This window comes from Streptomyces sp. NPDC093510 (assembly GCF_040683555.1).
In the GTDB taxonomy this organism is placed as follows: domain Bacteria; phylum Actinomycetota; class Actinomycetes; order Streptomycetales; family Streptomycetaceae; genus Streptomyces.
Genome location: NZ_JBFBEE010000016.1, coordinates 81,988 through 108,419 on the forward strand (window position 1 = coordinate 81,988; position 26,432 = coordinate 108,419).

At 71.8% G+C, this 26,432-nt stretch carries 26 protein-coding genes; 14 read left to right on the top strand and 12 right to left on the bottom strand.

What is annotated here, in order from left to right; all coding sequences use genetic code 11:
* Window positions 1-8 precede the first annotated feature (8 nt).
* Window positions 9-1,730, bottom strand: coding sequence for an urease subunit alpha (locus AB0N81_RS25745; protein ID WP_365362206.1), 1,722 nt, complete (start codon window positions 1,728-1,730; stop codon window positions 9-11).
* A complete protein-coding gene (ureA, locus tag AB0N81_RS25750; RefSeq protein WP_365362208.1) occupies window positions 1,727-2,431 on the bottom strand; it encodes an urease subunit gamma in 705 nt (234 codons plus the stop codon). Before ureA ends, AB0N81_RS25745 begins: the two co-directional genes overlap by 4 nt.
* Window positions 2,432-2,597: 166 nt before the next feature.
* Between ureA and AB0N81_RS25755 the strand changes: the two genes are divergently transcribed.
* Complete coding sequence (locus tag AB0N81_RS25755; RefSeq protein WP_365362210.1) at window positions 2,598-4,043, top strand: cytosine permease; 1,446 nt, start codon at window positions 2,598-2,600, stop codon at window positions 4,041-4,043.
* A 48-nt stretch (window positions 4,044-4,091) separates the two neighbouring features.
* Window positions 4,092-4,304, top strand: coding sequence for a hypothetical protein (locus tag AB0N81_RS25760; protein ID WP_365362212.1), 213 nt, complete (start codon window positions 4,092-4,094; stop codon window positions 4,302-4,304).
* Window positions 4,305-4,329: 25 nt separating this feature from the next.
* Here the strand turns inward: AB0N81_RS25760 and AB0N81_RS25765 are convergent, their stop codons facing one another.
* The gene (locus AB0N81_RS25765) at window positions 4,330-5,259 is read right to left on the bottom strand and encodes a zinc-binding dehydrogenase (RefSeq protein ID WP_365362214.1); all 930 of its coding nucleotides are present in this window, start codon (window positions 5,257-5,259) and stop codon (window positions 4,330-4,332) included.
* 146 nt (window positions 5,260-5,405) lie between these two features.
* Between AB0N81_RS25765 and AB0N81_RS25770 the strand changes: the two genes are divergently transcribed.
* Window positions 5,406-6,041: a TetR family transcriptional regulator gene (locus AB0N81_RS25770; RefSeq protein WP_365362215.1), complete on the top strand. Its 636-nt coding sequence runs from the start codon at window positions 5,406-5,408 to the stop codon at window positions 6,039-6,041.
* A 395-nt stretch (window positions 6,042-6,436) separates the two neighbouring features.
* Here AB0N81_RS25770 and AB0N81_RS25775 read toward each other — a convergent pair whose 3' ends face one another.
* Complete coding sequence (locus AB0N81_RS25775) at window positions 6,437-7,528, bottom strand: branched-chain amino acid aminotransferase (RefSeq protein ID WP_365362217.1); 1,092 nt, start codon at window positions 7,526-7,528, stop codon at window positions 6,437-6,439.
* A gap of 258 nt (window positions 7,529-7,786) precedes the next feature.
* A complete protein-coding gene (locus AB0N81_RS25780) occupies window positions 7,787-8,836 on the bottom strand; it encodes a 3-isopropylmalate dehydrogenase (protein WP_365362219.1) in 1,050 nt (349 codons plus the stop codon).
* A gap of 151 nt (window positions 8,837-8,987) precedes the next feature.
* Between AB0N81_RS25780 and AB0N81_RS25785 the strand changes: the two genes are divergently transcribed.
* The gene (locus tag AB0N81_RS25785; RefSeq protein ID WP_365362221.1) at window positions 8,988-10,607 is read left to right on the top strand and encodes a metallophosphoesterase family protein; all 1,620 of its coding nucleotides are present in this window, start codon (window positions 8,988-8,990) and stop codon (window positions 10,605-10,607) included.
* On the opposite strand, the gene AB0N81_RS25790 is transcribed toward AB0N81_RS25785, so the two are convergent.
* The gene (locus AB0N81_RS25790; protein WP_263398816.1) at window positions 10,601-10,729 is read right to left on the bottom strand and encodes a hypothetical protein; all 129 of its coding nucleotides are present in this window, start codon (window positions 10,727-10,729) and stop codon (window positions 10,601-10,603) included. The two genes, AB0N81_RS25785 and AB0N81_RS25790, sit on opposite strands and share 7 nt — an antisense overlap.
* 208 nt (window positions 10,730-10,937) lie before the next feature.
* Window positions 10,938-11,876: a LysR family transcriptional regulator gene (locus AB0N81_RS25795; RefSeq protein WP_365362421.1), complete on the bottom strand. Its 939-nt coding sequence runs from the start codon at window positions 11,874-11,876 to the stop codon at window positions 10,938-10,940.
* A gap of 98 nt (window positions 11,877-11,974) precedes the next feature.
* Here AB0N81_RS25795 and AB0N81_RS25800 point away from each other — a divergent pair, with 98 nt between their 5' ends.
* Entirely contained in the window at window positions 11,975-12,982 is a 1,008-nt protein-coding gene (locus tag AB0N81_RS25800; RefSeq protein WP_365362223.1) for an NADP-dependent oxidoreductase, read from the top strand.
* Window positions 12,983-12,996: 14 nt separating this feature from the next.
* Here the strand turns inward: AB0N81_RS25800 and AB0N81_RS25805 are convergent, their stop codons facing one another.
* The gene (locus tag AB0N81_RS25805; protein ID WP_365362225.1) at window positions 12,997-13,524 is read right to left on the bottom strand and encodes a GNAT family N-acetyltransferase; all 528 of its coding nucleotides are present in this window, start codon (window positions 13,522-13,524) and stop codon (window positions 12,997-12,999) included.
* A 77-nt stretch (window positions 13,525-13,601) separates the two neighbouring features.
* Here AB0N81_RS25805 and AB0N81_RS25810 point away from each other — a divergent pair, with 77 nt between their 5' ends.
* The 4 genes from AB0N81_RS25810 to AB0N81_RS25825 all read left to right on the top strand — a co-directional run bounded on the left by AB0N81_RS25810 (window position 13,602) and on the right by AB0N81_RS25825 (window position 17,169).
* Window positions 13,602-14,207, top strand: coding sequence for a CDP-alcohol phosphatidyltransferase family protein (locus tag AB0N81_RS25810; protein WP_365362227.1), 606 nt, complete (start codon window positions 13,602-13,604; stop codon window positions 14,205-14,207).
* A gap of 121 nt (window positions 14,208-14,328) precedes the next feature.
* On the top strand, window positions 14,329-15,192 hold the full coding sequence (locus AB0N81_RS25815; protein WP_365362229.1) for a phosphatidate cytidylyltransferase: 864 nt from the start codon (window positions 14,329-14,331) through the stop codon (window positions 15,190-15,192).
* A complete protein-coding gene (locus tag AB0N81_RS25820) occupies window positions 15,192-16,406 on the top strand; it encodes a lysophospholipid acyltransferase family protein (protein ID WP_365362231.1) in 1,215 nt (404 codons plus the stop codon). The genes AB0N81_RS25815 and AB0N81_RS25820 overlap by 1 nt, the downstream gene beginning before the upstream one ends.
* 55 nt (window positions 16,407-16,461) lie before the next feature.
* On the top strand, window positions 16,462-17,169 hold the full coding sequence (locus AB0N81_RS25825) for a nitroreductase family protein (RefSeq protein WP_365362233.1): 708 nt from the start codon (window positions 16,462-16,464) through the stop codon (window positions 17,167-17,169).
* Here AB0N81_RS25825 and AB0N81_RS25830 read toward each other — a convergent pair.
* Window positions 17,148-18,269 carry an alkene reductase gene (locus AB0N81_RS25830; RefSeq protein WP_365362235.1) on the bottom strand — a complete coding sequence of 374 codons (1,122 nt, stop codon included), beginning with the start codon at window positions 18,267-18,269 and terminating at the stop codon, window positions 17,148-17,150. The genes AB0N81_RS25825 and AB0N81_RS25830 overlap by 22 nt on opposite strands.
* Before the next feature lie 58 nt (window positions 18,270-18,327).
* Here AB0N81_RS25830 and AB0N81_RS25835 point away from each other — a divergent pair, with 58 nt between their 5' ends.
* Complete coding sequence (locus tag AB0N81_RS25835) at window positions 18,328-18,699, top strand: MerR family transcriptional regulator (protein ID WP_365362237.1); 372 nt, start codon at window positions 18,328-18,330, stop codon at window positions 18,697-18,699.
* Between the two features lie 22 nt (window positions 18,700-18,721).
* Window positions 18,722-19,612: a class A beta-lactamase gene (gene bla / locus AB0N81_RS25840; protein WP_365362239.1), complete on the top strand. Its 891-nt coding sequence runs from the start codon at window positions 18,722-18,724 to the stop codon at window positions 19,610-19,612.
* 91 nt (window positions 19,613-19,703) lie between these two features.
* Here bla and pruA read toward each other — a convergent pair whose 3' ends face one another.
* Both pruA and AB0N81_RS25850 read right to left on the bottom strand, forming a co-directional pair.
* Window positions 19,704-21,344, bottom strand: coding sequence for an L-glutamate gamma-semialdehyde dehydrogenase (gene pruA / locus AB0N81_RS25845; protein WP_365362241.1), 1,641 nt, complete (start codon window positions 21,342-21,344; stop codon window positions 19,704-19,706).
* A 52-nt stretch (window positions 21,345-21,396) separates the two neighbouring features.
* Entirely contained in the window at window positions 21,397-22,323 is a 927-nt protein-coding gene (locus AB0N81_RS25850; protein ID WP_365362243.1) for a proline dehydrogenase family protein, read from the bottom strand.
* 193 nt (window positions 22,324-22,516) lie between these two features.
* On the opposite strand from AB0N81_RS25850, the gene AB0N81_RS25855 reads away from it, so the two are divergent.
* Both AB0N81_RS25855 and AB0N81_RS25860 read left to right on the top strand, forming a co-directional pair.
* Window positions 22,517-23,686, top strand: a complete 1,170-nt coding sequence (locus AB0N81_RS25855) for a helix-turn-helix domain-containing protein (RefSeq protein WP_365362245.1) — start codon at window positions 22,517-22,519, stop codon at window positions 23,684-23,686.
* 99 nt (window positions 23,687-23,785) lie between these two features.
* On the top strand, window positions 23,786-24,136 hold the full coding sequence (locus AB0N81_RS25860; protein ID WP_365362247.1) for a hypothetical protein: 351 nt from the start codon (window positions 23,786-23,788) through the stop codon (window positions 24,134-24,136).
* A 54-nt stretch (window positions 24,137-24,190) separates the two neighbouring features.
* Here the strand turns inward: AB0N81_RS25860 and AB0N81_RS25865 are convergent, their stop codons facing one another.
* Entirely contained in the window at window positions 24,191-24,775 is a 585-nt protein-coding gene (locus tag AB0N81_RS25865; RefSeq protein ID WP_365362248.1) for a TetR/AcrR family transcriptional regulator, read from the bottom strand.
* 83 nt (window positions 24,776-24,858) lie between these two features.
* On the opposite strand from AB0N81_RS25865, the gene AB0N81_RS25870 reads away from it, so the two are divergent.
* Entirely contained in the window at window positions 24,859-26,394 is a 1,536-nt protein-coding gene (locus AB0N81_RS25870; RefSeq protein ID WP_365362250.1) for an MFS transporter, read from the top strand.
* Window positions 26,395-26,432 lie beyond the last annotated feature (38 nt).

The following is a 26,432-nucleotide window of genomic DNA, read 5'->3' on the forward strand; positions in this document are numbered from 1 at the left end:
GTAAACCCTTAAAGGAAGTAGAGGCGGTTGAGGGAGACGGAGTCGGCGGGCTCGGAGCGGACCGGGTCGCCGTCGAGGGTGACGAGGCCGGAGCGCTGGTCGACGTCGACGGCTCCGGTGCGGGAGTTCAGGCGCAGGTCGGCGGGGCCGATGCCACGGGTGCCGCGCACGGCGACCCGGCGGCGGCGCGTGGGCATGAGGTCGTTGCCCTGGTCGACGGCGGCCTGTGCGACGAACGCCACGGAGATGTCGGCGGGCGTGGCCCCGTACGACCCGAACTGCGGTCCGAGGACGAGGGGTTCGCAGGTGTCGGTCGCGGCGTTCGGGTCGCCCACGACGCCGTACGCGGGAAAGCCGGACTTCAGGACCAGCTGCGGCTTGGCGCCGAAGTACTCGGGGCGCCACAGCACGATGTCGGCGAGCTTGCCGACCTCGATGGAGCCGACCTCGTGGGCGAGGCCGTGGGCGAGGGCGGGGTTGATGGTGAGCTTGGCCATGTAGCGCAGCACGCGCGCGTTGTCGTCGTGTGCGCCGTCGCCCTCCATGGGGCCGAGCTCGGCCTTCATCTTCCCGGCCATCGCGAAGGTGCGGCGTACGGTCTCGCCCGCGCGGCCCATGCCCTGCGCGTCGGACGAGGTGATGCCGATGGCGCCCAGGTCGTGCAGGACGTCCTCGGCGCCCATCGTCCCGGCACGGATGCGGTCGCGGGCCATCGCCGCGTCGCCCGGCAGGTCGGTCTTCAGGTCGTGGACGGAGACGATCATGCCGTAGTGCTCGGCGACGGCGTCACGCCCGAAGGGGAGCGTGGGGTTGGTGGAGGAGCCGATGACGTTCGGCACGCCCGCCATCTTCAGGACGTTCGGCACGTGTCCGCCGCCGCACCCCTCGATGTGGAAGGCGTGGATGGTGCGCCCTTCCAGCACCTTGAGGGTGTCCTCGACGGAGAGGCATTCGTTCAACCCGTCGCTGTGCAGGGCGACTTGGACGTCGTGCTCCTCGGCGACGCGCAGCGCGGTGTCGAGCGCCCGGGTGTGGGCGCCCATGTCCTCGTGCACCTTGAAGCCGGACGCGCCGCCCTCGGCGAGCGCCTCGACGAGCGGGGCGTCGTGCGAGGACGAACCCCGGCCGAGGAAGCCGATGTTGACCGGCCAGGCGTCGAAGGCGTTGAACGCGTGCTTCAGCGCCCAGGGCGAGTTGACGCCGACGCCCCACACCGGCCCGAACTCCTGGCCGATGATCGTGGTCACGCCGGAGGCGAGGGAGGCCTCCATGATCCGGGGCGAGAGCAGGTGGACGTGGGTGTCCACGGACCCGGCGGTGGCGATGAGCCCCTCCCCCGACACGATCGACGTGCCGGTGCCGACGACGACGTCGACGCCGTCGAGGGTGTCCGGGTTGCCCGCTCGCCCGATGGCGTGGATGCGGCCTTCCCTGATGCCGATGGACACCTTGCGGATGCCCTGCACGGCGTCGATGACGACGACGTTGCTGATGACGACGTCGCAGGTCTCGCGGACGGCGGCGGCCTTCAGGTGCAGCCCGTCGCGGGCGGTCTTGCCGAATCCGGCGAGGAACTCGTCGCCGTACTTCTGCGCGTCGGACTCGACGCGGATCGTCAGCCCGGAGTCGCCGAGCCGGACGTGGTCGCCGGCGCGGGGGCCGTGCGTGGAGGCGTACTCGTACGGGGTGAGGCGGCGCGGTTCGGCGGCGTGTCCTCCGGGGCGGCTCATCGCTCGACCTCCTGATCGGTGGTTTCCGGTACGCCGAGGTAGCCGCAGGCGGCGGCGCGGCGCAGCGCTTCTTCGCGGACGCCCGGTGCGTCCAGCGGGCCGTCCACCAGGCCCGCGAAGCCGATGGCGATCCGCTCGCCGCCGATCGGCAGCAGCCCGACGTCGACGCTCTCGCCGGGCCCGAAGCGGACGGAGGACCCGGCGGGCACGGCGAGCCGCAGGCCGTAGGCGGCGGCGCGGTCGAAGTCGAGCCGGGGGTTGGCCTCGAAGAAGTGGAAGTGCGAGGTCACGGAGACCGGCACGGTGGCGGTGTTGCGCACGGTCAGCGTCACCGTCGGGGCGGGGTCCTCGTGCGGCGGTCCGGGCAGCAGCGCGCCCGGCGCGTCGTCGCCGAGCCCTTCCCCGATCGGGTCGGACACCACCGCGAGCCGGGACCCGTCGTCGAAGACGGCCTCCACGTGCACCTCGGTCACCACGTCCGCGACGCCGGGCAGCACGTCGTCCGGGCCGAGGACCGAGCGGGCCCGTTCGACGGCCTCGGCGAGCCGGGCGCCGTCGCGGGCGGCCTCGCAGACCGTGTCGGCGATCAGCGCGGTCGCCTCCGGGACGTTGAGCCTGAGGCCGCGCGCCTTGCGTGACCTCGCGAGCTCGGCGGCCCCGAAGAGCAGCAGCCGGTCGCGTTCGGTGGGCGTGAGTCGCACGCGCCGTACCTCCCTGTTCCACGTTTAGAGCGCCACTCTAACCACGAAATCCGCACTCGGGAAGCGGCGACAGGGGCATTGACGAAAGGGCGTAGAACACGTCACATTGAGCGCTGCTCAAACAAGGGGCAACCATTCGGGACCAGCGAGCGTCAGGGGCACCCTCATGCCGATAGAACAGCGCGGAGTCGACACCATCCCGGACGGGGAACGCACCAGCGGTCCCCGCGATCTCGTGTCGATCCTCATCGGCTCCAACCTCTGCCTGGGGGTGATCGTCTTCGGCTGGCTGCCGGTGTCGTTCGGCCTCGGCTGGTGGCAGTCGGTGAGCGCGGTGGTGGCGGGCACGGTGATCGGCACGGCACTTACCGCGCCGCTCGCCCTGGTCTCGCTGCGCACCGGGACGAACCTCTCCACGTCCTCGGGCGCCCAGTTCGGGGTGCGCGGCCGCCTCGTCGGCTCCGTCGTCGGCCTGCTGCTCTCCCTCGGCTACACCGCGCTGACCATCTGGATCGGCGGCGACGTCATGGTCGGCACGCTGCACCGGCTGCTCGGCCTGCCGGCCGGCGGATTCTCGTACGGCGTCGCCTACACCCTGCTCGCCGCCGCCACCGTGGTCGGCGCCGTCTTCGGCTACCGCGTGCTGCTGCGGCTCTCCCGGGTCCTCGCGTTCGCCATGACGGGACTGCTGATCCTCGGCGTCTTCGCGTACGCCCCCGACTTCACGACGTCGGCGCTCCCGGGCGCGGGCGGCTATCTCCTCGGCTCGTTCTGGCCGACGTGGCTGCTCGCCCTGGTCGCCGCGGGCCTCTCCGGGCCGATCGCCTTCATCACCCTCCTCGGCGACTACACCCGCTATGTCTCCCCGGCCCGGCACAGCTCCCGCGCGGTCCTCGGCGCGGCCTGGCTCGGACTGCTCGCGGGGCTCCTGATCCCCCAGCTCTTCGGCACGTTCACGGCGTACGCGGCCCGCGCCGCCCTCGACTACGCCGGCGGACTCGTCGACGCCTCGCCCACCTGGTACCTGCTCCCGCTGCTGCTCGCCGCCTCGGCGGGCTCGGTCGGCAACGCGGGCCTGATGCTCTACTCCATGGGCCTCGACCTGGACGCGATCCTGCCCCGCGCGTCGCGCGCCCGCGCCACGTACACGGTCGCCGTCGTCGCCACGGCCTGCGTCTTCGCCGGCCACTACGCATGGGAGGCGCAGGACGCGATGACGTCCTTCGTGCTGCTCCTGACGGCCATCGGCACCCCGTGGGCGGTGATCACCCTGATCGGCTTCGCCCGCTGCCGAGGGGAGTACGACGCGGACGCCCTCCAGGTCTTCAACCGCCGCTCCCGTGGCGGCGTCTACTGGTACAGGGCCGGCTGGAACGTGCAGGCCACGACCGCCTGGGCGCTGGGCGCGACGGTCGGCGTGCTCGCGGTCTCGCTGCCGTCGTACGAGGGGCCGCTGCTGTCCCTGACGGGCGGGGTCGACTGCAGCTTCCTGCTGTCGGGGGTGGTGGGCGGGGCGGCGTATCTGACGCTGCCTGCGCGTGAGGGCCGGCCCGTCGCACCCACCGCCCCGGAGGCCACCCCGGCCGCCGCCTCCATTGATCACGTAGCCTGAAGCGGAAGTTGACCGTCAGGGGATCACAGCAGTACGGGGAGTACGACCATGGAAGAACTCATAGGACTCGGCGTCCGCGCGGCGAAGGGCGCCGGGGCGGCGGTCCTCGGCGCAGTCGACTTCCTCACCAGCGGCCCGCTCACCCCGGTGGGTTCGAACGCCCCGAAGGCGGACGACGAGGACGGCAAGGGCGAGAAGGCCGAGCAGACCGGGCAGACCGGGCAGACCGGGCAGACCGGGCAGACCGGGCAGGGTTCCTGACCGGAATCCCGCGCCTCCCTGGACCTCAGCCGATGTCCAGGACCGCCTTGCCGTGCAGACGGCGGCCGAGCAGCTCCTCGGCCGCCTCCGGGAACTTCTCCCACGACCCTCGCCAGGACGTGCCGGGGTCGAGCGCACCGGACGCCACCTGCCCCGCAAGCCAGGTCAGATCCCTGGTGAGCCCGGTGCAGCCGAGCAGGTGGAAGCTGACGACCGAGCGGTCGTGGCGGCCCATGTCCCCATAGAGGGTCCCGTACGGGAAGTGCTCGGCGTCGCCGCCGGAGTGCCCGACGGACACGAGGGTCCCGTGCTGACCCAACTGCTCGTACGCCTCGACGAGTTGACGGCCGCCGACCAGGTCGACCACGCCGTCCACCGGCGCCCCGGCCGCCGCGGGCGTGGCGACCACCTCGTGCGCACCGAGAGCCCTGAGTGCCTCGCCCCGCCCTTCAGGGTCACCGGTCACCGCGACGACCTCGGCGCCGCCCCGCCGGGCGAGCTGCACCGCGTACCGGCCGACGCCGCCGGTGGCCCCCGTGACCAGGACGCGCCTGCCGAGGATCGGGCCGATCCGGTCCAGGGCGCGCAGGGCGCTGGCGCCCGCGACCGGCAGCGTACTGATGGCACCCAGATCCGCCCCTTCGGGGACGACACCCAGCAAGTCGGTGTCCACCGCGCGGAGTTCGGCCCAACCGCCATCACCTCCAAGGGTGACCACAGGGGTTCCGGCGGCGGGGCCCGACCCGTCGGCGGCGGCGCGCTCGACCACACCCGCCGCGTCCCAGCCGAGCACCGTGCCCTCCGGTGCGCTCTCCAGCACGAAGCGGACCTCGCCGTGGTTGAGGGAGGTGGCGGCGACTCCGACCAGGGCCTGATGCGGTCCGGGTACGGGGTCGGGGGCTTCCCCGAGGCGCAGGCCCCCGGGTGCGGAACGGTCAACCAGAAGTGCGCGCATGGAAGTTGAACCTCTCAAGGCAGAAGAAGAGCAGGCAGAGAATCCGAACGCACACCGACGACGGGTGCCTCGACACGGCAATAGTGCCACTGAGTGGCATAAGTGCTCAAGGGGCATTCGCTCCCGGGACTGGCTACACTCCCGCCATGGACTCCACGGACCTCGACCAGCTCCCCCTGCGGGAGCGCAAGAAGCTGCGGACGCGTCAGGCCCTCGTCGACACGGCCCTGGACCTCTTCACGGAGCGCGGCTTCGACGGCGTCACGCTCGACGCGCTGTGCGATGCCGTGGACGTCTCCAAGCGGACGTTCTTCCGCACGTTCAGCAGCAAGGAAGACGTGGCGATGGCGCCGACGCAGGATCTGTGGACGGCGTTCCTGGAGGAGCTGGAAAGGGCCGAACCGGCGCCGGGGCAGCCGCTGTTCGACGTACTGCGGGACGTGCTGCTCGCCGCGCTCGGGCGCATGCCTGCCGACGGGTGGGCCGAGCGGGTGCTGCTGAGCCGGCGCCTCGCGGCGCGGACTCCGTCCATGGACGCGCACGGGCTCGCCTTCTGTGACCGTACGAGTGGGGCGGCGCTGGTCGTGGCCCGGCGCCGGTTCGCCCTGCCGGGCGGGGGTGATCTGCGTCCTCGACTGGCGGTCGATCTGCTGGTGGCGGCGTTTCATCGGGCGCTGGAGGGGTGGGTCGAGGAGTCCGAACCGACGCGGGGCCGTCTCGCGGCGCTCCTCGACGAGGCGTGCGCCGCGCTCCCCACCACGCTCACACTCCCGGCCCGCTGACGGCCCCCTAGCTTCCCTCGCTTCCCTCTCTCCCCTCTGCGGCCCGGCCGTGGCTGATCGCGCAGTTCCCCGCGCCCCTAACAACCCCACCCGCACCCCCACCCCACCGGCACCGCCCCCACCACGCCCCCTGACGGCGAAGCCGCCGCTCAGGGGCGCGAGGACGCTTCGCCCCCTGGCGGCGGAGCCGCCGTTCAGGGGCGCGGGGAACTGCGCGACCAGCCACGACGGGCCCGCAGCCGACCCCCAAAGGGAAACACCCCCGGACGGCGAAGCCGTTCAGGGGCGCGGGGAACTGCGCGATCAGCCACAACGGGCCCGCAGCCTGGAGCGGACGTAAGGGGGACCCCCGGTCCGGGCCTCCGGGCCCGGGCCAGGGGCCACCGGTCAAGCCCTCAGCCGAGCTCGTGCATCCAGCCGTGCTGATCCCCCACCTTCCCCCGCTGCACATCCAGCAGCGCCTCACGAAGCCTCATCGTGACCTCGCCCGGCTCGCCCCCACTCTGCTCCCACTCACCCGCGTTGCACTTCACCGTGCCGACGGGCGTGATGACGGCCGCCGTGCCGCAGGCGAAGACCTCGGTGAGGGTGCCGTTCTCGGTGTCGTTCTTCCACTGGTCGATGGAGACGCGGGCCTCCTCCGACTCGTAGCCGAGGTCACGGGCGACAGTGAGGAGGGAGTCGCGGGTGACGCCCGCCAGCAGCGAACCCGTCAGGGTGGGGGTGACGATCTTGTTGCCGTACACGAAGTACAGGTTCATGCCGCCCAACTCCTCGACCCACTTGTGCTCGACGGCGTCGAGGTAGGCCACCTGGTCGCAGCCCTTCGCCGCGGCCTCCGCCTGCGCGAGCAGCGACGCGGCGTAGTTGCCGCCGGTCTTGGCGTCGCCCATGCCGCCGGGCACGGCGCGCACGCGGTCCTCGGACAGCCAGATGGAGACGGGCTTCACGCCGCCGGGGAAGTACGCGCCGGCGGGCGAGGCGATGACGACGAAGAGGTACTCGTTGGCGGGCTTCACGCCCAGGCCGACCTCGGTGGCGATCATGAAGGGGCGCAGGTAGAGGGATTCTTCGCCGCCGTGCGCGGGAACCCAGTCGATGTCCTGCCGCACCAGCAGGTCACACGCCTCGATGAACGTCTCGACGGGCAGCTCCGGCATGCCGAGGCGGCGCGCGGAGGACTGGAAGCGACGGGCGTTGGCGTCAGGGCGGAACGTGGCCACCGAGCCGTCGGGCTGCCGGTAGGCCTTCAGGCCCTCGAAGATCTCCTGGGCGTAGTGCAGGACGTTCGTCGCCGGGTCGAGGGCGAGCGGGCCGTACGGCACGAGCTGACCGTCGTGCCAGCCGCGGCCCTCCGTCCACTTGATCGTCACCATGTGATCGGTGAAGTGGCGGCCGAACCCGGGGTTGGCCAGGATGGCCTCGCGCTCCGCGGTGGCCAGCGGCGTCGAGGAGGGCTTGAGCTCGATGGTCGGCGTCGTCGTCATGAGTACTTCGTCCTTCACGTGTGATGGTGACGGACCGCGCTCACATCCGGACGCCCAGTACTAGGACGTCCGACTTTCCCTGCTGCTTCCACGGCCCCACGTTCGATTATCGCTCGCGGGGACCTGAGGGAGAAACGGCACGATTGCGGCCCGGGGGTCGATGGTGACACCCGGGGGGTGGATACGAGAAGCCGCCGGGCGTCCTGAGGGACCCGGCGGCTTCTGCGTGATCTTCGGTGTGATCTACGAGCTACCGGGTCAGCCCGCTACTCGTACGGCGAGCGCGTCGCCGATCTGCTCGGTGGTGCGGACCGTGTCCCCGCGCTCGGCGAGGTCGGCGGAGACGGCGTCCTCGATGCGGGCGGCCTCGCCCTCGTACCCGAGGTGACGCAGGAGCAGCGCGACGGAGAGGACCGTGGCCGACGGGTCGGCCTTGCCCTGGCCCGCGATGTCCGGCGCCGAGCCGTGCACCGGCTCGAACATGGACGGGAACTCGCGGCTCGGGTTGATGTTGCCGGAGGCGGCGACGCCGATGCCGCCGGAGACGGCCGCGGCGAGGTCGGTGATGATGTCGCCGAAGAGGTTGTCGGTGACGATCACGTCGAAGCGGCCGGGGTCGGTGACGAGGTAGATCGTCGCGGCGTCGACGTGGATGTAGTCGGTGGTGACCTCGGGGAACTCCTTCGCCACCTGGTTGAAGACGTTCGTCCAGAGGTGACCGGCGTACGCGAGGACGTTGTTCTTGTGGACCAGCGTCAGCTTCTTGCGCGGGCGGGCCTGCGCGCGGGCGAAGGCGTCGCGGACCACGCGCTCCACACCGAAGGCGGTGTTGACGGAGACCTCGGTGGCCACCTCGTGCGGGGTGCCGGTGCGGATCGAGCCGCCGTTGCCCGTGTAGGGGCCCTCGGTTCCCTCGCGTACGACGATGAAGTCGATCTCGGGCTGGCCCTTGAGGGGGGTCGCGACACCCGGGAGCAGCTTCGAGGGGCGCAGGTTCACGTGGTGGTCGAAGAGGAACCGGAGCTTCAGCAGGAAGCCGCGCTCCAGGACGCCGGACGGGACCGAGGGGTCGCCGATCGCGCCGAGGAGGATCGCGTCGTGCTGCTTGAGGGCTTCCACGTCGGCGTCGGTGAGGGTCTCACCGGTGGCGTGGTACCGCTTGGCGCCGAAGTCGTATTCCTCCGTCTCGAGCTTCACATCCTGCGGAAGCACGGCGTTGAGGACCTTGAGCCCCTGGGCCACGACCTCTTGGCCGATGCCGTCTCCGGGGATGACTGCGAGATTGATGCTGCGAGAACTGGCCGACATACGAGCACCGTACTCTTCGTCCCAGGGGATGACATGAGGTGTCCGGCATGCGGACATGCGCGGGCCGCCCGGCCCGCCCGGCTCCTCGCGGTCAGCTTCTGTTCATCCCGGTGTAGGGCGGGAGTTGGGCGTCGCTGGGAAGTTTCCTGCCATGGACACTCCCAACGTCGGCATTCCGGAGCAGCTCGCGGCCCGGATGAGCATGCCCGAACAGCACGAGTACCTGCGCAGGAAGTTCTCCCGGCGCAAGGTGCTCGCCAGTTCGTTCGCGACGGCCGGGACGGTGGGCGGGGTGAGCCTGCTCGCCGGAAGTTCGGGCACGGCCGACGGCTCGGTCACGGCCGACGGCTCGGGTACGTCGTCGGCGCACGCCGTGAGCGCGCCGCCCGCGCCGGTGCGGGTCGACGGCGGACTGGTGGCCCCCTTCGGCAGGCACCTCGCCTTCGGCGCCGACCCGAAGACGCAGATGCGGATCTCCTGGCAGGTGCCGCTCGCGGTCAGGTCCCCTTACATACGCGTGGGCCCGAAGCCCTGGGAGCTGAGCCGGAAGATCGAGGCGGAGGTGCGCGACCTGCGCACCCCGTCGCTGTCGAAGAAGCTGCCCGCGGTCGAGCAGTACTACCTGCACGCGGCGCTCGACGGCCTCAGCCCCGGCACGACGTACTACTACGGCGTCGGCCACGACGGCTTCGACCCGGCCTCGCCCGAGCGGATGGCGACGATCGGCTCGTTCAGGACCGCGCCCGCCGAGCCGGAGAAGTTCGTCTTCACGGCCTTCGGCGACCAGGGCGTCAGCTACCACGCCCTCGCCAACGATCAGGTGATCCTGGGCCAGAACCCGTCGTTCCATCTGCACGCGGGCGACATCTGCTACGCGGACACCACCGGGCACGGCAAGGAGTCCGACACCTACGACGCACGCGTGTGGGACACCTTCCTCGCCCAGACGGAGTCCGTCGCGAAGTCGGTGCCGTGGATGGTGACCACCGGCAACCACGACATGGAGGCGTGGTACTCGCCGAACGGCTACGGCGGCCAGCGGGCCCGCTGGTCGCTCCCGGAGAACGGCTTCGACCCGCGGAACGCGCCGGGCGTCTACTCCTTCCGGTACGGGAACGTCGGCGTCGTCGCACTGGACGCCAACGACGTCTCGTACGAGATACCCGCCAACAAGGGCTACACGGACGGCCGGCAGACCGCCTGGCTCGACAAGCGCCTGCGCGCCCTGCGCGCGGACGAGTCCGTCGACTTCATCGTGGTCTTCTTCCACCACTGCGTGTACTCGACGTCGACGCACGCCTCCGACGGCGGGGTGCGGGACGCCTGGCTGGAGCTGTTCACGAAGCACCAGGTGGACCTGGTCGTCAACGGCCACAACCACGTCTACGAGCGCACGGACGCGATCAAGGGCGGCGAGGTCGGCAAGCCCGTGCCGGTCGGCGCGTCGACCGATCCGACGCGCGACGGCATCGTGTACGTCACCGCGGGCGGCGCGGGCAAGGACCTCTACGGCTTCGGGCCCGGCGTCGAGGACAGCTACGAGGGCAACGTCCACGATCACGACCACATCGTGAGCTTCCACTGGACGAAGTCGCGCGTTCCCGACCCGGACACCGTGGAGTGGTCCCGGGTGCGCTACACCGGCTTCTCTTTCCTCGCGGTGGAGGTGACGGCCGGGGCGCGCCCCAGGATGTCGGTCTCCGCGCTCGCCGAGACCGGCGAGCGCATCGACCACTTCGAGGTCGTACGCGGAACTCGCGGAACTCAGTGACCCGTTTCGCCGCCGTTGTCCCGGCGGTCGAGGGCTCGCTGGAGGGCGGCGGCGGCGTTCCTGCGCTCGGCGTCGCTGGTGCGGGAGGTGTGACGGACTCGGCGGGCGGTCGTCTCGGCCATGGGAGATCCACTCCTTGAGGGAAGGGTGTATTCATACGAGACGCCGGAGGGGCGGGGAGCGCTGGAGCGGCAGGGTTCGCCTGCGTGCTGCTCCGGCTCACGACCGCCATTCGCTTGATCGAGCGAGACGTTCGGCTCCTACAAAGCTAAGGGAGGACGGAGCATCTGTCTCCACAGTTACTCGGACTTCCTACTATCTGAGACGGCTTCACCCGCGTACCGTTCTCAGCTCGCGGATCAGCGCCCGCACGGCGAGGGAAGAGGCCAGCTCAGGAGTGGTGACGTAGCCGACGGAGCGCGTCGGGCGCTCCGTTCCGAGATCAGTGATCCGGACCGAGTCCGGTGCTCCGGTCAGGGAGAGGGCAGGCATGATCGCCATTCCGTGTCCCCTGCTCACCATCGAGAGCACCGCTCCGTCGTCCTCCGTCAGGACGGTCGCCAGGGGAATCCAGTCCTGCCTGCCCCACCAGTCGCGCGTGTACGAGCCGCAGTTCTCGTGCCAGTCCACCAGCGGCAACGAGCGCGGGTCGGGGTGGCCCGCCGGATGCACGAGCGAGTAGGGCTCCTCCAGGAGTACGTCGCCGACGAGCCCGGCGGGCACCGGCGAGCTCCCCCCGAGCGTCGCGATCCCGATGTCCGCCCGCCCCTCGGCGACCTCGCCCGCCGTGCCCGCGCCCAGCTCACGCACCACGCGGACCTCCGGCCGCAGCCCGGGATGCCCGGCGGCCAGGCGGTCCAGGGCGGCCGGCAGCAGGTACAGGGCGGCGCTGCGGAACGCGGCGATGCGCAGCGTCCCCTCGACGGCCCCGTCGCCGCCACCCTGCGCCGCGCCCCGCGCCTCCGCGACGAGCGTGTCAAGGAGCCGCAGCACCCGCCGGGCGTGCGCGGCCGCGGCGGCTCCCGCCGGCGTCGGCGTCGCGCCCTTCCTGCCCCGCTCGAAGAGCACGGCACCGACCTTGCGTTCCGTCCCCCGGATCGAGTGCGAGACCGCGGACTGGGTGAGCCCCAGAGCCTGCGCGGCCGCCGAGAAGCCGCGCTCACGGTCGACGGCGACGAGAATCCGCAACTCGTGCGGGGCGAGATCGGCGGGAAGAGCGGCGGTGGCACGGGGGCGGTCGGAGGAACGGGGAGTGGCGGGTGCTGTCAGGGGGCTCACCTGCTTCTATGAGGGCCCCTCATGGTCCGGGCCGTTCCATGAGCGCAACCCACTGCCCCACCCCCGCATTCCTGCCTACGGTCACCGGCATGACCGAGACCGCACTCACCGTGCACCAGACCGCCCGCCCCCACGGCTTCCCCACCGCCGGCCACTTCGCGTTCGTGGAGTCCGCGCTGCCCCGCCCCACGCCCGGCACCGCCCTGGTCGAGAACCTCTACTGGTCCGTCGACCCGTACCACCGCGAGATGATGGACGGCGACTTCGCGCTCCACGCCCCGCTGGAGGGCCGCGCCATCGGCCGCGTCGTCGAGTCCCGCGACCCCTCCCTCACCGAGGGCGAGATCGTCCTCCACCGGCAGGGCTGGCGCACGCACGCCGTCGTGACGCCCGGCGAGGTGCGCGGCCTGCCCCGCTTCGACGGCGTGCCGCTCTCCGCGTATCTGGGCATCCTCGGCGGCACGGGCCTGACCGCGTACGTCGGCCTGACCCGTATCGCCGAACTCCGCGCGGGGCAGGACCTGTTCGTCTCCGCCGCGGCGGGCGGTGTCGGCACGGCGACCGGGCGCCTCGCCCGGCTCATGGGCGCGGGCCGGATCGTCGGCAGCGCGGGCACGGCGGCGAAGGCCGCGTACCTGACCGAGCACGTCGGGTACGACGAGGTCTTCGACCATCACGCGGGGCCGACCGCCGACCTCCTCGCCGAGGCGGCGCCCGACGGCATCGACCTGTACATCGACAACGTGGGCGGCGAGCACCTGGAGGCCGCGATCTCCTCGCTGCGCGAGCACGGGCGGATCGTGCGGGTCGGCACGATCGCGCAGTACAACGCGACGGGTGCGCCGTACGCCCTGCGCAATCTGCCCGACATCGTCGAGAAGAGCCTGCGCATGGAGGGCTTCCTCGTGCGCGACTACCCGCATGTCCAGGAGGAGTTGTACGAATTCGTGGTGCCGCACCTGCAGAGCGGGCGGATGCGGCTCGACGAGACGGTGGTGGACGGGTTCGACCGGATCGTGGACGCGTTCCTCGGCATGCTGCGCGGCGAGAACCGGGGGAAGATGATCGTCCGCGCGTCCTCCACCACACAGAACTGACAGGACCGACAGGACTAGTAGACGTCCCCGTCACGCCAGTCGATGAGGAGCTCGTGTGCCGGATCGAGGTCCGCGCCCCACAGCAGCGGGGGCTCCTCCTCCGGCATGTGGACCACGCCCGTCGGGCCGAGCGTGCCGACCGCGCCCTTCCACTCCTGCCAGCCGCGCCCGAGGTAGAGCCGCGCGCCGTCGGCGGAGGCGGACAGCGCCCCCAGCTCGTACGCCCCGTCGATGACCCGCTCCAGGGCGCCCATCACCTGACCGCCGAGGCCCTGCCGCTGCCGGTCGGGGCGGACGGCGACCGCTTCGACGTAACCGACGCGCAGGGAACGGCCGTTGTGCAGGATGCGCCGCTGCACGACCGCGCCGTGCGCGAGCAGGGCGCCCGCCGGGTCGTGGACGAGAGCGTGGACGCCACCGAGGCCGTGATCCCAGTCGTGGTCGCTGAAGTCCCCGTCGAACGCCTCGTCCATCAGGGCACGCGCGGCCCGCAGCTCGGCCGCCGTCAGATCACTGGTGTGGGCAGTGCGCAGGGTGTTCACGTCACCCACGGTACTCAGGCGGCATCTGAGTACGCACCCCGATTTGCCCGCGCCCGGCCGACGGCAGAGTCGGTGCCATGAACGGCCTCTACGCTCTCAAGCCCTGGTACGCGGACCGGTTGTCCGGCGTGCGTGCCTCGCTCGTCCGCCGTGAGGTGTCGCCCGACACCCTCACGCTGGCGGGTGTGGTGTGCGCGGCGGGCGCCGCCGTCGCGCTCGCCGCGCTGCCCTCCGGGTACTCGGCGCCGCTGGTGGCGGTGCTGCTCGCCGCGCGTCTGGCCTTCGCGAACCTCGACGGCGCGCTGGCCCGCGACACCGGTCGCACGACGCGCAGGGGCGCGCTCCTCAACGAACTGGGCGACCGGGCGGCCGACTTGATCGTCCTCGCGGGGTTCCTGCCGCTGGCCCCGTTGTGGCTGGTGGCGACGGCGGGTCTCGCGGCGACTCTGCCGTCCTGGGTGTCGCTCGCGGGCGCGGCGGCGGGTGCGCGGCGCCTCAACGGCGGCCCGGTCGGCAAGACGGAGCGCTGCGCGCTGGTCGTGCTGGCGGCCGCTTCCGGCTGGACGACCCCGACCCTCATGGCCCTCACGGCAGGCTCGGCAGCAACAGCGGCCCTACGCCTGCTGCACCTCTGGCGAGACCTGGCCCCCGCCGACCCCACCGCCCAAGGCGGTGCGCGATGAGTGCACTGTTCGCCGCCGGGGAACTCGCGGGGCGAGCCATGCCCACGGCCGCCACCCCCCACCCCCCACACCTCCGCCACGCACCACACCCCACCCCCCACGCCACCCCCGGCGGTGCGCCATGAGTGCGCTGTTCGCCGCCGGGGACGTGGCGGGGCGGGCCGTTCCCGTGGTCGCGGGAGTGCTCGGGGTCGGTGGGGTCGCCGTCGCGGCGTTGCCCTCTCGGGTGCGGATGCGGGCCGAGTTGCGGAAGCGGTGGCGCACCTGGGCGATGGCCGCGCCTCTCTTCCTCGGCGCGTTCCTCGTCGGGCGGGCGGGGGCGTTCGCGCTCGCGGCCGGGCTCGGGGTGGTCGCGGTCGGCGAGTACGCGCGGATGGCCGCGCTGCCCCGGGGCGAACGGGCGGTGCTCAGCGGTGCGGCAGTGGCCGTGCCGGGCGCCGCGTGGGCCGCGCCGGACGCCCTGGACCTGCGGGCCGCCGGCGCCCTGCTGATCGCCGCCGCCTCGGTGGCGGTCAGCACCGGAGACGCTTCGCAAGGCTTCACGCGCGCGTGCCGCACGGTGTTCGGGCTCCTGTGGATCCCCGTGTCGCTGAGCGGACTCGTCCTGCTCGGCGACACGGCGGTGGCCGTGGGCGTCGCGGTGGCGTTCGGCGACGTGGGCGCCTGGTGCGGCGGCACGGCGCTCGGCCGCAGGGGGCCGCTCGCCCGCGCGCTGTCCCCGCTCTCCCCCAACAAGACCTGGGCGGGCGTCGCGGGCGCCGCGGCCGGGACCGCCGTCGCGCTGGCCGCGGTCGGCGCGTTCACGCCCGCCCTCTGGGCCGCCGTGCTCGTCGGCTGCGTCCTCGGCGACCTCCTGGAGTCGATGGTCAAGCGCGAGGCGGGCGTGAAGGACGCCGGGAGCTGGCTGCCGGGGTTCGGCGGCCTGCTCGACCGGATCGACTCACTGCTGGTGGCGCTGTTGCTGACGATGGTGGTGACGCTGTGATGACGGACTCCCGAACCCGCGTACAGGCGAGGGAAGTTGAAGGGCGCGTCGGGCCGGTCCGCGTGGCCGCGGCCCTCCGCCGCGCCCTCTGGTGGACGCTCCTCACGCTCACCGGAGGCATCGAGCGGCGGGGTCGCCTCCCGCGCGGCGGCTGCGTGGTCGTCGCCAACCACTCCTCGCACGCGGACACCGCCGCCCTGCTGGCCGCGCTGGACGCCCGCCACTCCCCCGCGATCGGCGCCGCCGCCGACTACTGGTTCGCCTCACCGTGGCGCAGCCGGATCTGCGGCCACCTCGCCGCGGGTTTCCCGGTGCGCCGTACCGGAGGCGGCATGGACGACCTCCTTGCCAGGGCGGACGACCTGCGCGCGGGCCGCGCCGTGGTCCTCTTCCCCGAGGGCACCCGTGCGCGGGACGGCGAGCTGGGGTCGTTCCACCGCGGCGCGCTGGTCCTCGCGGAGCACGCGGGCGTGCCGGTCGTGCCGGTCGGCATCGCGGGCACGGACCGCCTGCTGCCCAAGCACGGCAGGCTCCGCCCCGCCCTGGTCCGGGTCGCCGTCGGGGCGCCGCTGCCCGCCTCCGCCACCCCGGAGGAGGCCCGCGACGCGGTGGCGGCGCTGCATCGGCGTACGACGGAAGAGCCCTTGGCGGACTCCGCGACGCGCAGGCGGGTCGCCGCCGTCGCCGGCTCCCGGTGGGGTCTTGCGCTCGGGTTCCTCTGGGCGTTCGCGGAGGCGCTGAGCTGGCCGCTCATGCCGGAACTGTTCCTCGCGGCCGCGTGCGTCGCGGTGCCGCGGCGGGCCCTGAAGCTGTCGCTCGCGGCGCTCGCGGGCAGCCTGGCCGGCGGCCTGCTAGCCCTCCAACTGGCAGCAGTAGGGGCGCAGTTGCCGCAGCCTCTGACGACGGAACGGATGCGGGCCGAAGTGCGGGCGGAGCTTTCCGCGGAGTCGGCGGCGGCCGTCCGGCACCAGCCATGGAACGGCATCCCCTTCAAGGTGTACGCCCGCGAGGCCGGCCGCGCCGGTGTCGCCCCGTCCGACTGGCTGGCCCACTCGGCGCTCTCGCGCGGTTCCCGCACCCTCACCGTGGGCCTTGCTTTCGGCACCTTCGGGTTCCTCGCCCACCGGCTGCGACGGCGCTACGCCCTGTACCTGACCCTGCTCGCCGCCGGTTTCACGGCAGGGCTCACCCTGATCGTGGCGGGCTGGAGCTGATCGTGATTGGTCTGCACCATGGCGCGGACGCGGTCCCTCACCGCAGAATCGGACCATGCCTGAGACCGAGCAGCAGCAAGCGTGGACCCCGATCCACGGCGAGCCCTACCGCTCCGTGCCCTACCGCCCGGAGCGCATGCCCGAGTCCGAATCCCTGGCGCACGCCGCCGAGTTGAGGGAACGAATGCGGGAGCGGCGGACCGTACGGCAGTTCGCCCCGGACCCCGTGCCCACGCAGGTCGTGCGGGACGCCATCGCGTGCGCGGCGACGGCGCCGTCCGGCGCGCACCAGCAGCCGTGGACGTTCGTCCTCGTACAAGATCCCGAGATACGGCGCCGCATCCGCGAGGCCGCCGAGCACGAGGAGCAGATCTCCTACGACGGCCGGCTCGGCGAGGAGTGGCTGGCGGCCCTGCGCCCCCTCGGCACCGACGAGGTGAAGCCGCACCTGACGGACGCGCCCGCCCTCATCGTCGTCTTCCAGCAGCGGTACTGGCTGGGTGAGGACGGCACCAAGCACAAGCACTACTACGTCGACGAATCGGTCGGCATCGCGGTGGGGATGCTGCTGTCCGCGCTCCATCTGTCGGGCCTCGCCGCGCTGATCCACACGCCGAGCCCGATGCGGTTCCTCTCCCAGGTGCTGGGCCGCCCCGAGAACGAGAAGGCGTTCGCGGTGATCCCCGTCGGGTATCCGGCGCCGGACTGCCAGGTCCCCGACCTCGTACGGAAGTCGCTCGATCAGGTGCTCGTGGAGGTCTGAGCGGCCGACACCAACTCCCGCTCCAGGAAGGGGTAGTCGGTGTAGCCCCGAGCGCCGTGCGTGTAGAGGTGGGCCTGGTCGATGTCCTGGAGGGGCGCCCCCACCGCGAGGCGTTCCGGCAGGTCGGGGTTGGAGATGAACGCGCGCCCGTACGACACCAGGTCGGCGAGGCCGGACGCGAGGACGGCCTCGCCCGCCTCCCGTGTCGTCGGGTCGCCGTTCTCGCCGACGTTGCCGATGAGGATGCCGTGCCAGCGGGGCCGCAGGTCGGCGAGGGCCGGGTAGCGGTCGTTGTCGGTGAGGTGGAGGTAGGCGAGGCCGAGTCCGTCGATCTCGTCGAGCAGTGCGCGGTAGACGGGGCCGGGGTCGGCCTCCGCCATGCCGAACTGCGGGTTGCCCGGCGAGAGCCGCAGCCCGAGCCGCTCGGCACCGATGGCGGCGGCCACGGCACGCACCACCTCGACGGCGAAGCGGATGCGGTCCGCGACCGAGCCCCTGCCGTACTCGTCGTCGCGGAGATTGGTGTTGTCCGCGAGGAACTGGTGGATCAAGTAGCTGTTGGCGCCGTGCAGTTCGACGCCGTCGAAGCCGGCAGCGACGGCGTTGCGTGCGGCGGCGACAAAGTCCTCCACCGCCGTGCGGATGTCGTCGCGTGTCATCTCGCACGGGGTGACGTAGTCGGGCTTGGTGCCGTCCGGGCCGTGCGCGTGGCCGGGCGGGGTCACGGCGGAGGGGGCGAGCGGCAGGTCTGCGTCGATGCGGGCGAGCGGGTGGCCGTTGCGGCCGCCGTGCATCAGCTGTGCGTAGATCCGGCCCCCGGCGGCGTGCACGGCGTCGGTGACCCGCCGCCAGCCCTCGATGTGCGCGGCGGTCTCCAGGCCGGGGTAGCGCCAGCCGCTCTGGCCCCTGCTGCTGGGCCAGATGCCCTCGGTGACGATGAGCCCGGCGCCGGCGCGCTGGGCGTAGTGGTCGGCGACGACGGGCAGCGGGGTGCCGTCCTCCGCCGCTCTGGCGCGCGTCATGGGGGCCATCACGATGCGGTTGGGGAGGAGGCCGATGGGGCCTGCGGAATAGGGGGAGAGAAGCGTGGTGTTCGTCATGCCGGAACGGTAGAAGCTGACACCGGTGTGAAATTCAAGTGCGAAGGGGTGCGGGCACATGAGGATCGGCGAGCTGGCGAAGCGTACCGCTGTGAGCGAGCGGTCTCTGCGCTATTACGAGGAGCAGGGCCTGCTGTACGCGGAACGCACTCCGGGGGGTCACCGCGACTACCCGGAATCCGCGGTCGACCGGGTCGTCCACATCCAGGAGCTGTTCGCGGCGGGCCTGTGCAGCACGAAGATCGTCCAGCTACTGCCGTGCATGCGGGACAAGGACGGCGGCCCGTCGGAGAAGGCCACGCCGTGGCTGGTCGACGAGCTGACGAAGGAGCGGGCCCGCATCGACCGCCAGGTGGAGGACCTGCTGCGGGCGAGGGGGGTCCTGGACGAGGTCATCACGGCGGCGTCCCCCTCACTCGGAGGCCGCTGAGGGCTCGCGTACCGTCGGGATCATGAACTCAACTCCCACCCGCAGGACCCTCCTTGGCGCCGCGGCCGCCGCCCCCGTGTTCCTCTCGGTGCCCGGCACCGCGCACGCGGCGCCCTCGACGGATGCCCGGCGGCGGCTGCGCGAGCTCGAGAAGGGCTACCCGGGCCGCATCGGCCTGCACGCCCTGAACACCGGCACCGGCGCGACCCTCGGCTACCGCGCGGACGAACGCTTCGCGATCGCCTCGACGTTCAAGGTGCTGGCCGCGGCGGCGATCCTGCGCCGGGCGCGCGAGGAGGAGCCCGGCCTGCTCGACGCACTGATCCGGTACGGGCGTAACGACATCGTCTCCGCCTCGCCGCGGACCGAGCTGCACCTGGCGACGGGCATGACGGTCCGGGAGCTGTGCGACGCGACCATCACGTACAGCGACAACACGGCCGCCAACCTGATGATGCGCAGGCTCGGCGGGCCGCACTCCATCACCCGGTTCGCCCGCTCCCTCGGCGACTCCCGCACCCGTCTCGACCGCTGGGAGCCCGACCTCAACTCCAACATCCCCGGCGACCCGCGCGACACGACCACCCCCGCGTCGATGACCGCGAACCTGCACAAGCTCGTCCTCGGCGACGCCCTCGCCCCGCTCGACCGCGACCAGCTCATCCGGTGGCTCCTGGAGAACACCACCGGCGACAAGCGCATCAGGGCCGGGCTGCCCCCGGGCTGGCGGGTCGGCGACAAGACCGGTACGCCCGCGTACGGCGGGGTCAACGACGTCGCCGTGGCCTGGCCTCCGAAGGGCGGCGCCCCTCTGATCGTCTCCGTCTACTCGACGCGCCTCGACCCGGACACCCCCGGCGAGGACCGCATCGCCGCCGACATGACCCGCATCGCCGTGGACACCCTCACCTGACGGGCCGGGAAAAACACACCGCCTCCGACCGGGGTGGGGCCCAGGTCGGAGGCGGGGTTCAGGGGCGGGCCGGGGCGGCCCGCGGAGGGCGTCAGCCCATGTGCGGGTAGCCGTACTCGGTCGGCGGTACCAGCGTCTCCTTGATGGCGCGGGTCAGCGTCCACCGCTGGAGGTTCTGCGGGGCGCCGGCCTTGTCGTTGGTGCCGGAGGCGCGGCCGCCGCCGAAGGGCTGCTGGCCGACGACGGCGCCGGTCGACTTGTCGTTGATGTAGAAGTTGCCCGCGGCGTAGCGGAGCTTCTCCATCGTGTACGCGGCCGCCGCGCGGTCGTTCGCGATGACCGAGCCGGTGAGCGCGTAGTCCGAGGCCGACTCCATCTGGGTCAGCATCTCGTCGTACGCGTCGGCCTTGCTGTCGTCGTACACGTGGACGGCGAGGAACGGGCCGAAGTACTCGGTCGAGAAGACCTCGTTGGCCGGGTCGGTGCACTCGACGACGGTCGGGCGCACGAAGTAGCCGACCGAGTCGTCGTAGGTGCCGCCCGCGACGATCGTGCAGGTGTCGTCCGACTTGGCGCGGTCGATGGCCGCCTTGTTCTTGGCGAACGCGCGCTCGTCGATGACCGCGCCGATGAAGTTCGACAGGTCGGTGACGTCACCCATCTTGATGCCGTCGACCTCGGCCGCGAACTCCTCCTTGAAACCGGAGTTCCAGATGGAGGCCGGGATGTACGCGCGCGAGGTGGCGGAGCACTTCTGGCCCTGGTACTCGAAGGAGCCGCGGGTCAGCGCGGTCTTCAGGATCGCACGGTCGGCGCTCGGGTGCGCGACGACGAAGTCCTTGCCGCCCGTCTCGCCGACGAGGCGCGGGTAGGTGCGGTACTTCGCGATGTTCTCGCCGACCGTCTTCCACAGGTGCTGGAAGGTGGGGGTCGAGCCGGTGAAGTGGATGCCCGCGAGGTCACGGTGGTTCAGGGCGACCTCGGAGACGGCGATGCCGTCACCGGTGACGAGGTTGATGACGCCCTTGGGCAGGCCCGCCTCCTCCAGGAGCTGCATGAGCAGCACGGCGGCGTGCGTCTGCGTCGGGGACGGCTTCCACACGACCACGTTGCCCATCAGGGCCGGGGCGGTGGGGAGGTTGCCCGCGATGGCGGTGAAGTTGAACGGCGTGATCGCGTAGACGAAGCCCTCGAGCGGGCGGTGGTCCAGGCGGTTCCAGACACCGGTGGAGTTCGCCGGGGGCTGCTCGGCGAGCAGGTCACGGGCGTACTTCACGTTGAAGCGCCAGAAGTCGACGAGCTCGCACGGGGTGTCGATCTCGGCCTGCTGGGCGGTCTTCGACTGGCCGAGCATCGTGGACGCGGCCAGGGTCTCGCGCCACGTCGTGGAGAGCAGCTCGGCGGCGCGCAGGATGATCGCGGCACGGTCGTCGAAGGACATCGCGCGCCACGCCGGGGCGGCGGCGAGGGCGGCGTCGATCGCGTCCTGGGCATCCTGCTGGGTGGCGCCGCGGCCGGTGCCGATGACGGCCTTGTGGTTGTGCGGCTGCACGACCTCGAAGGGCTCGCCGCCACCGAGGCGCTTGACGCCGCCGATGGTCATCGGCAGCTCGATCGGGTTCTCGGCCAGCTCCTTGAGCTTGGCCTCGAGGCGGGCGCGCTCCGGGGAGCCGGGCGCGTAGCCGTGCACCGGCTCGTTGACCGGGGCGGGGACCTGGGTCACAGCGTCCATGAGTTCCGTATCTCCTTAAGAGGGTCGAGGGGGTGGGAGCTCAGCCCTTGGTTCAGTGCTTGGTGAGGATGGAGCGGGCGAAGAACAGGAGGTTCGCCGGCTTCTCCGCGAGACGGCGCATGAAGTAGCCGTACCAGTCGGTGCCGTACGCGGTGTACACACGCATCCGGTGGCCTTCCGCGGCGAGCCGCAGGTGCTCGTCGCTGCGGATGCCGTACAGCATCTGGAATTCGTACTCGTCCAGTTTGCGCCCTGCGCGCCGCGCGAGCTCCTGGGCGATGGAGATCAGGCGCGGGTCGTGGGACCCGATCATCGGATACCCGTCACCCTCCATGAGGATGCGCGTGATCCGCACGTACGCCTTGTCGATCTCGGCCTTGTCCTGGTACGCGACCTCGGCGGGCTCCTTGTAGGCGCCCTTCACGATGCGGACGCGGCTGCCGGCGGCGGCCAGGCGGCGGGCGTCGTCCTCGGTGCGGAAGAGGTAGGACTGGATGACGCAGCCGGTCTGCGGGAAGTCCTTGCGCAGCTCGTCGTGGATGGCGAACATCGAGTCGAGGGTGGTGTGGTCCTCGGCGTCCAGGGTGACCGTGGTGCCGATGGCGGCGGCGGCCTCGACGACGGGGCGCACGTTGGCGAGGGCGAGCTCGTGGCCGCCCTCCAGCGCCTGGCCGAACATCGACAGCTTCACGGACATCTCGGCCCTGGTGCCCAGGCCGAGGTCCTTCAGACGGCCGATGAGCTCCAGGTAGGCGTCGCGGGCGGCGTGGGACTGCTCGACGGTGGTGATGTCCTCGCCCACCACGTCGAGGGTCACCTCGAGGCCCTTGTCGGCGGCGTCGACGACGATCGGGACGATCTGGTCGACGGTCTCACCGGCGATGAACCGGGAGACGACCTGCTTGGTGCCGGGGGCCGCCGATACAAAACGGCGCATCTTGTCGCTGCGCGACGCGGCGAGGATCACGGGACCCAGCACGGGGCACCTCCACGGGTGTACGAAATCGAGGGCCGTACCCGCAAAGCCCTACATACGGGGAATGCGGCGGTACGGCACGGAGAACCACCGTGAAATTTAGGGATACACCGGATCGGGAGCCATCGACAGCTGTCACGCATCCGTGCCCTGGATCTCAGACAGATGTCTGAAGAACGCGGCGACCTGCGCGAGAATGGACATCGTGAAGGGCGATTACCAAGAACTGGTCGACGAGATCTCGGCGCTGCTCGGCGCCCCCGCGACCCTGGAGAACCGGGATTTCGAGCTGATCGCCTTCGGCGCGCACGACGGCGGGGGCGACAGCGGCTTCGACGCGACCGTCCTCGACCCGGTCAGGACCCGTTCGATCCTGACCCGCCGGTCCACCGCCGAGGTCCGCTCCTGGTTCGAGAGCTTCGGCATCACCCGCGCCACGGCCCCGGTCCGCATCCCGCCCACCCCGGAGGCGGGCGTCCACCGGGGACGCATCTGCCTTCCCGTACGCCACCGCGGCTTCGCCCTCGGATACGTGTGGCTGCTCGACGGCGAGCCGGGACCGACCGAGCAGCAGCTGACCGCCGCCATGGAGGTGGCCGCCAGGATCGGCGCGCTCCTGGCCGACGAGGCACAGGCCGGCGCCGACCTCACCCGGGAGTTCCGGGCGGTCCTGACGGCCGAGCGCGGCTGGCAGCGCGACATGGCGGTGGCCGCCCTGCGCACGGCGCTCGGCTCCCGCGCCGACGGCCTCCACGCGGTGGTGTGCGTGGCCCCTTGGCGCTCCGCGGACCCGGACGACGCGCCCGCCGCCCGTACGGTGCCGGGCGCGGCGGCGGTGTGCACGGTCCCGTGGGGCACGACCGCGCAGTCGCTCGCGGCGCTGGTGCGGCTGCGCTCGGCCGACGCGCTGTCGCCCGCGCACACGGCGGCGGCGCGCCTCCTGGACGCGGTGCCGGGCGCGGCGGCCGGTATCGCGGGGGCCCGGCACGGCCTGGAGGACCTGGGTGCCGCCTGGTGGGAGGCGTCGGGGGCGGCGCGTGCGGCGCTGGCCGAGCGGCGCTTCGGCCCGGTCGCGCAGTGGTCGGACGTGGGCCCCTTCCGCCTGCTGACCGCGCTGCCCCCGGAGGCCGCGCACGACCCGGTGGGCCGGCAGCTCCTGGGGCCCGCCCACCGCGAACTGGCCCGCACCGCCGAGGTGTTCCTCGACTGCGCGGGCCAGGCGGGCCGCACGGCGGCCGAGCTGGGCATCCACCGCCAGACCCTCTACTACCGCCTGTCCCGCGTGGAGCAGCTCACCGGCCTCGACCTGGACGAGGGCGAGGACCGTCTGCTGCTGCACATGGTCCTGAAGTCGTCACGACTGTAAGGACCGCGCTACGGACGCCCGTTCCCCTGTTCGAGAGGCGATACGGTTCTCCGCGTCCGAAGATCCATTCCCCCCACGCATCGGGAGAACGAACACCTCATGAAGTTCAGGCTGTTGGCCCCCGCGGTCGCCTTCTCCGCCGTCGCGCTCGTCGGCACCACCGTCGCCACCGGCGGTACCGCCGTCGCCGCGTCCAAGCCCGACTGCTCTCGGCAGATCGTCAACGTCCCCGCCAAGGAGGCGGTCAAGGTGCGCACCCACGCCAAGGTGAACGCCACCGCCGTCAGCCAGTGGAACAAGGGCAAGAAGGGCAGTCTCTGCAACGACGGCCACTTCTACACGGGCCAGAAGTACAAGCTGTGCGGCAAGACCAGCACCAAGTGGCTGTACGGCAGCGAGTTCGGCAAGAAGCGGGGCTGGATCCCCGCCGCCTGCATCAAGTGGTCGTAACCAACCGGCCGTAACAAGTACCACCCTGAGGCCGGCCCGCACCGCGGGCCGGCCTCAGTCGGCCTCGGCCACCCGCTCCATGACGCGCCGCAGCCCCTCGGTGAGCTGCTCGGCGGTCGTGGCCGACTCGGGGTCGAACAGCCACTGCACCATCAGGCCGTTGAGGAGCGTGGTGTAGAAGCGGCCCTCGACCTCCACGACGTCCTCGGGGAGCTCGCTCTCCTCGATCCCGGTGACCATCGCCGCCACCCCGGCACGCCCTTCCCTCTGCGCTTTGATCAGCAACTCGCGGATGCCCGCGAGGCGTTCGCCCTGCGTGATGACCTCCAGCGTCATCATCCAGACGGGACGCGACGCGAGAACCGAGCCGATGATGCTGCCCCACGCCTGCTGGAAGCGCTCCAGGCCGCCCTTCTCCCCGTCGGCTTCGATCCGCGGCCCCTCGAAGTCGTTCCCCATCGGCTCGATGAGCGCGATGTACGCCTCCACGAGCAGGGCGTCCTTGGACCCGTAGTGGTATCCGATGGAGCCGAGGTTCGTCCCCGACTCCTTCACGATGTCGCGGGCCGTCGTACGCACGAACCCCTTCTCCAGCAGGCAGCGCTTCGCGCCCTCGAGCAGATCTTCACGGTGTCCCATGGGGGCACCTTACGCCGGACCCATACGCACGTCCTATACGCTTGTACTAGACGAACGTATAAGACATCCGTACAGTCCTCCGCATGCAGACCACCCCACGTGCCACCCGCAAGGAATGGACCGCGTTCGCCGTCCTGATGCTCCCGTTGCTCCTGGTCTCGATGGACGTCTCCGTCCTCTACTTCGCGATCCCGCAGGTCAGCGCCGACCTGCGGCCCAGCTCCACCCAGCAGCTGTGGATCTTCGACATCTACGCGTTCGTGCTCGCCGGACTGCTGATGACCATGGGCTCCGTCGGCGACCGCATCGGTCGCCGCAGGCTGCTCGTGCTCGGCGCCGTGGCCTTCGGCGCGGCCTCCCTCGTCGCCGCGTACGCCGACAGCGCCGAAACACTCATCGCGGCCCGCGCGGTCCTCGGCATCGGCGGCGCGACCCTGATGCCCTCCACACTGGCGATCGTGCGCACCCTGTTCCAGGACGCCGGGCAGCGCGCCAAAGCCATCGGCATGTGGCAGGGCGTGCTGGTGGCGGGCGTGGCACTGGGCTCCGTACTGAGCGGCGTCCTCGTCGAGTTCTTCTGGTGGGGCTCGGTCTTCCTGGTCAACCTGCCCGCGATGGCGCTGCTCCTGGTCCTCGCGCCGCTGCTTGTCCCGGAGTCCCGGGACCCGCGCCCCGGCCGCTTCGACCTGCTCAGCGTGCCGCTGTCGATGGCCGCCGTGCTGCCGCTCGTGTGGGGACTCAAGGAGATGCCGGCCGAGGGCGTCGAGCTTCCGTACGTCGTGTCCGTCGCCGTCGGCCTCGCCTTCGCCGCCCTCTTCGTGCACCGCCAGCGCACCGCCGCGTCACCGATGATCTCGCCGGCCCTGTTCCGCGGCCACGGCCGCGCCTTCGGGGCCGCCGTCTCGCTGAACCTCATCTCCGCGCTGACGATGATGGGTTCGGCCTACTTCACCACCCAGTACCTGCAGTCCGTGCTCGGCAAGAGCGCGATGGAGGCAGCACTGTGGGCGCTGGTGCCCTCGGCCCTCATCGGCCTCGCCGCCCCGGTCGCCGCGGCACTCGTGCAGCGCGGCATGGACCGCGCCCACGTCGTCGCCACCGGCTTCGCCGTCTCCGCCTGCGGCTACGGCCTGCTCGCGCTGACCGGCACCTCGTCCCTCCAGCTCGTCCTCGCCGGGTCGGGGGTGCTGGCCTGCGGCGCCGTCATCGTCGGCTCGCAACTCACCGACCTGGCACTCGGCGCGGCCCCGCCGGAGAAGGCCGGCACGGCGTCCTCCCTCCTGGAGACGGGCCAGGAGTTCGGCGGCGCGATGGGCATGGCACTGCTCGGCTCCATCGGCAACACGGTCTACCGGAACGAGGTGCCGGACACGGCTCCGGCCGAGGCCCGCGAGACCCTGACGGGCGCGGTGGCGGTGGCCGAACACCTCCCGGCCCGCGCGGCGGACGCCCTTCTGGCGACGGCCAGGGAAGCCTTCACCACCGGCATGCACGTGGCGGCGCTGACGGGGGCGGGCCTGTTGGTCGCGGCGGCGGGGCTGGCGGCGGTCGCGCTGCGGGGCGTCAAGACGCACAGAAACGCCGAACAGGCGGAAAATTCCAGCCTGTCCGGCGTTTGAGGACGAACTCGGCGAAGCCGGTGATGTGCGGCAACCGG

Coding starts and splice junctions, on each gene's coding strand:
- AB0N81_RS25745 (WP_365362206.1), bottom strand. CDS start 1,730: ATGAGCCGCCCCGGAGGACACGCCGCCGAACCGCGCCGCCTCACCCCG.
- AB0N81_RS25755 (WP_365362210.1), top strand. CDS start 2,598: ATGCCGATAGAACAGCGCGGAGTCGACACCATCCCGGACGGGGAACGC.
- AB0N81_RS25760 (WP_365362212.1), top strand. CDS start 4,092: ATGGAAGAACTCATAGGACTCGGCGTCCGCGCGGCGAAGGGCGCCGGG.
- AB0N81_RS25765 (WP_365362214.1), bottom strand. CDS start 5,259: ATGCGCGCACTTCTGGTTGACCGTTCCGCACCCGGGGGCCTGCGCCTC.
- AB0N81_RS25770 (WP_365362215.1), top strand. CDS start 5,406: ATGGACTCCACGGACCTCGACCAGCTCCCCCTGCGGGAGCGCAAGAAG.
- AB0N81_RS25775 (WP_365362217.1), bottom strand. CDS start 7,528: ATGACGACGACGCCGACCATCGAGCTCAAGCCCTCCTCGACGCCGCTG.
- AB0N81_RS25780 (WP_365362219.1), bottom strand. CDS start 8,836: ATGTCGGCCAGTTCTCGCAGCATCAATCTCGCAGTCATCCCCGGAGAC.
- AB0N81_RS25785 (WP_365362221.1), top strand. CDS start 8,988: ATGGACACTCCCAACGTCGGCATTCCGGAGCAGCTCGCGGCCCGGATG.
- AB0N81_RS25790 (WP_263398816.1), bottom strand. CDS start 10,729: ATGGCCGAGACGACCGCCCGCCGAGTCCGTCACACCTCCCGCACCAGC.
- AB0N81_RS25800 (WP_365362223.1), top strand. CDS start 11,975: ATGACCGAGACCGCACTCACCGTGCACCAGACCGCCCGCCCCCACGGC.
- AB0N81_RS25810 (WP_365362227.1), top strand. CDS start 13,602: ATGAACGGCCTCTACGCTCTCAAGCCCTGGTACGCGGACCGGTTGTCC.
- AB0N81_RS25815 (WP_365362229.1), top strand. CDS start 14,329: ATGAGTGCGCTGTTCGCCGCCGGGGACGTGGCGGGGCGGGCCGTTCCC.
- AB0N81_RS25820 (WP_365362231.1), top strand. CDS start 15,192: ATGACGGACTCCCGAACCCGCGTACAGGCGAGGGAAGTTGAAGGGCGC.
- AB0N81_RS25825 (WP_365362233.1), top strand. CDS start 16,462: ATGCCTGAGACCGAGCAGCAGCAAGCGTGGACCCCGATCCACGGCGAG.
- AB0N81_RS25830 (WP_365362235.1), bottom strand. CDS start 18,269: ATGACGAACACCACGCTTCTCTCCCCCTATTCCGCAGGCCCCATCGGC.
- AB0N81_RS25835 (WP_365362237.1), top strand. CDS start 18,328: ATGAGGATCGGCGAGCTGGCGAAGCGTACCGCTGTGAGCGAGCGGTCT.
- bla (WP_365362239.1), top strand. CDS start 18,722: ATGAACTCAACTCCCACCCGCAGGACCCTCCTTGGCGCCGCGGCCGCC.
- pruA (WP_365362241.1), bottom strand. CDS start 21,344: ATGGACGCTGTGACCCAGGTCCCCGCCCCGGTCAACGAGCCGGTGCAC.
- AB0N81_RS25855 (WP_365362245.1), top strand. CDS start 22,517: ATGGACATCGTGAAGGGCGATTACCAAGAACTGGTCGACGAGATCTCG.
- AB0N81_RS25860 (WP_365362247.1), top strand. CDS start 23,786: ATGAAGTTCAGGCTGTTGGCCCCCGCGGTCGCCTTCTCCGCCGTCGCG.
- AB0N81_RS25865 (WP_365362248.1), bottom strand. CDS start 24,775: ATGGGACACCGTGAAGATCTGCTCGAGGGCGCGAAGCGCTGCCTGCTG.
- AB0N81_RS25870 (WP_365362250.1), top strand. CDS start 24,859: ATGCAGACCACCCCACGTGCCACCCGCAAGGAATGGACCGCGTTCGCC.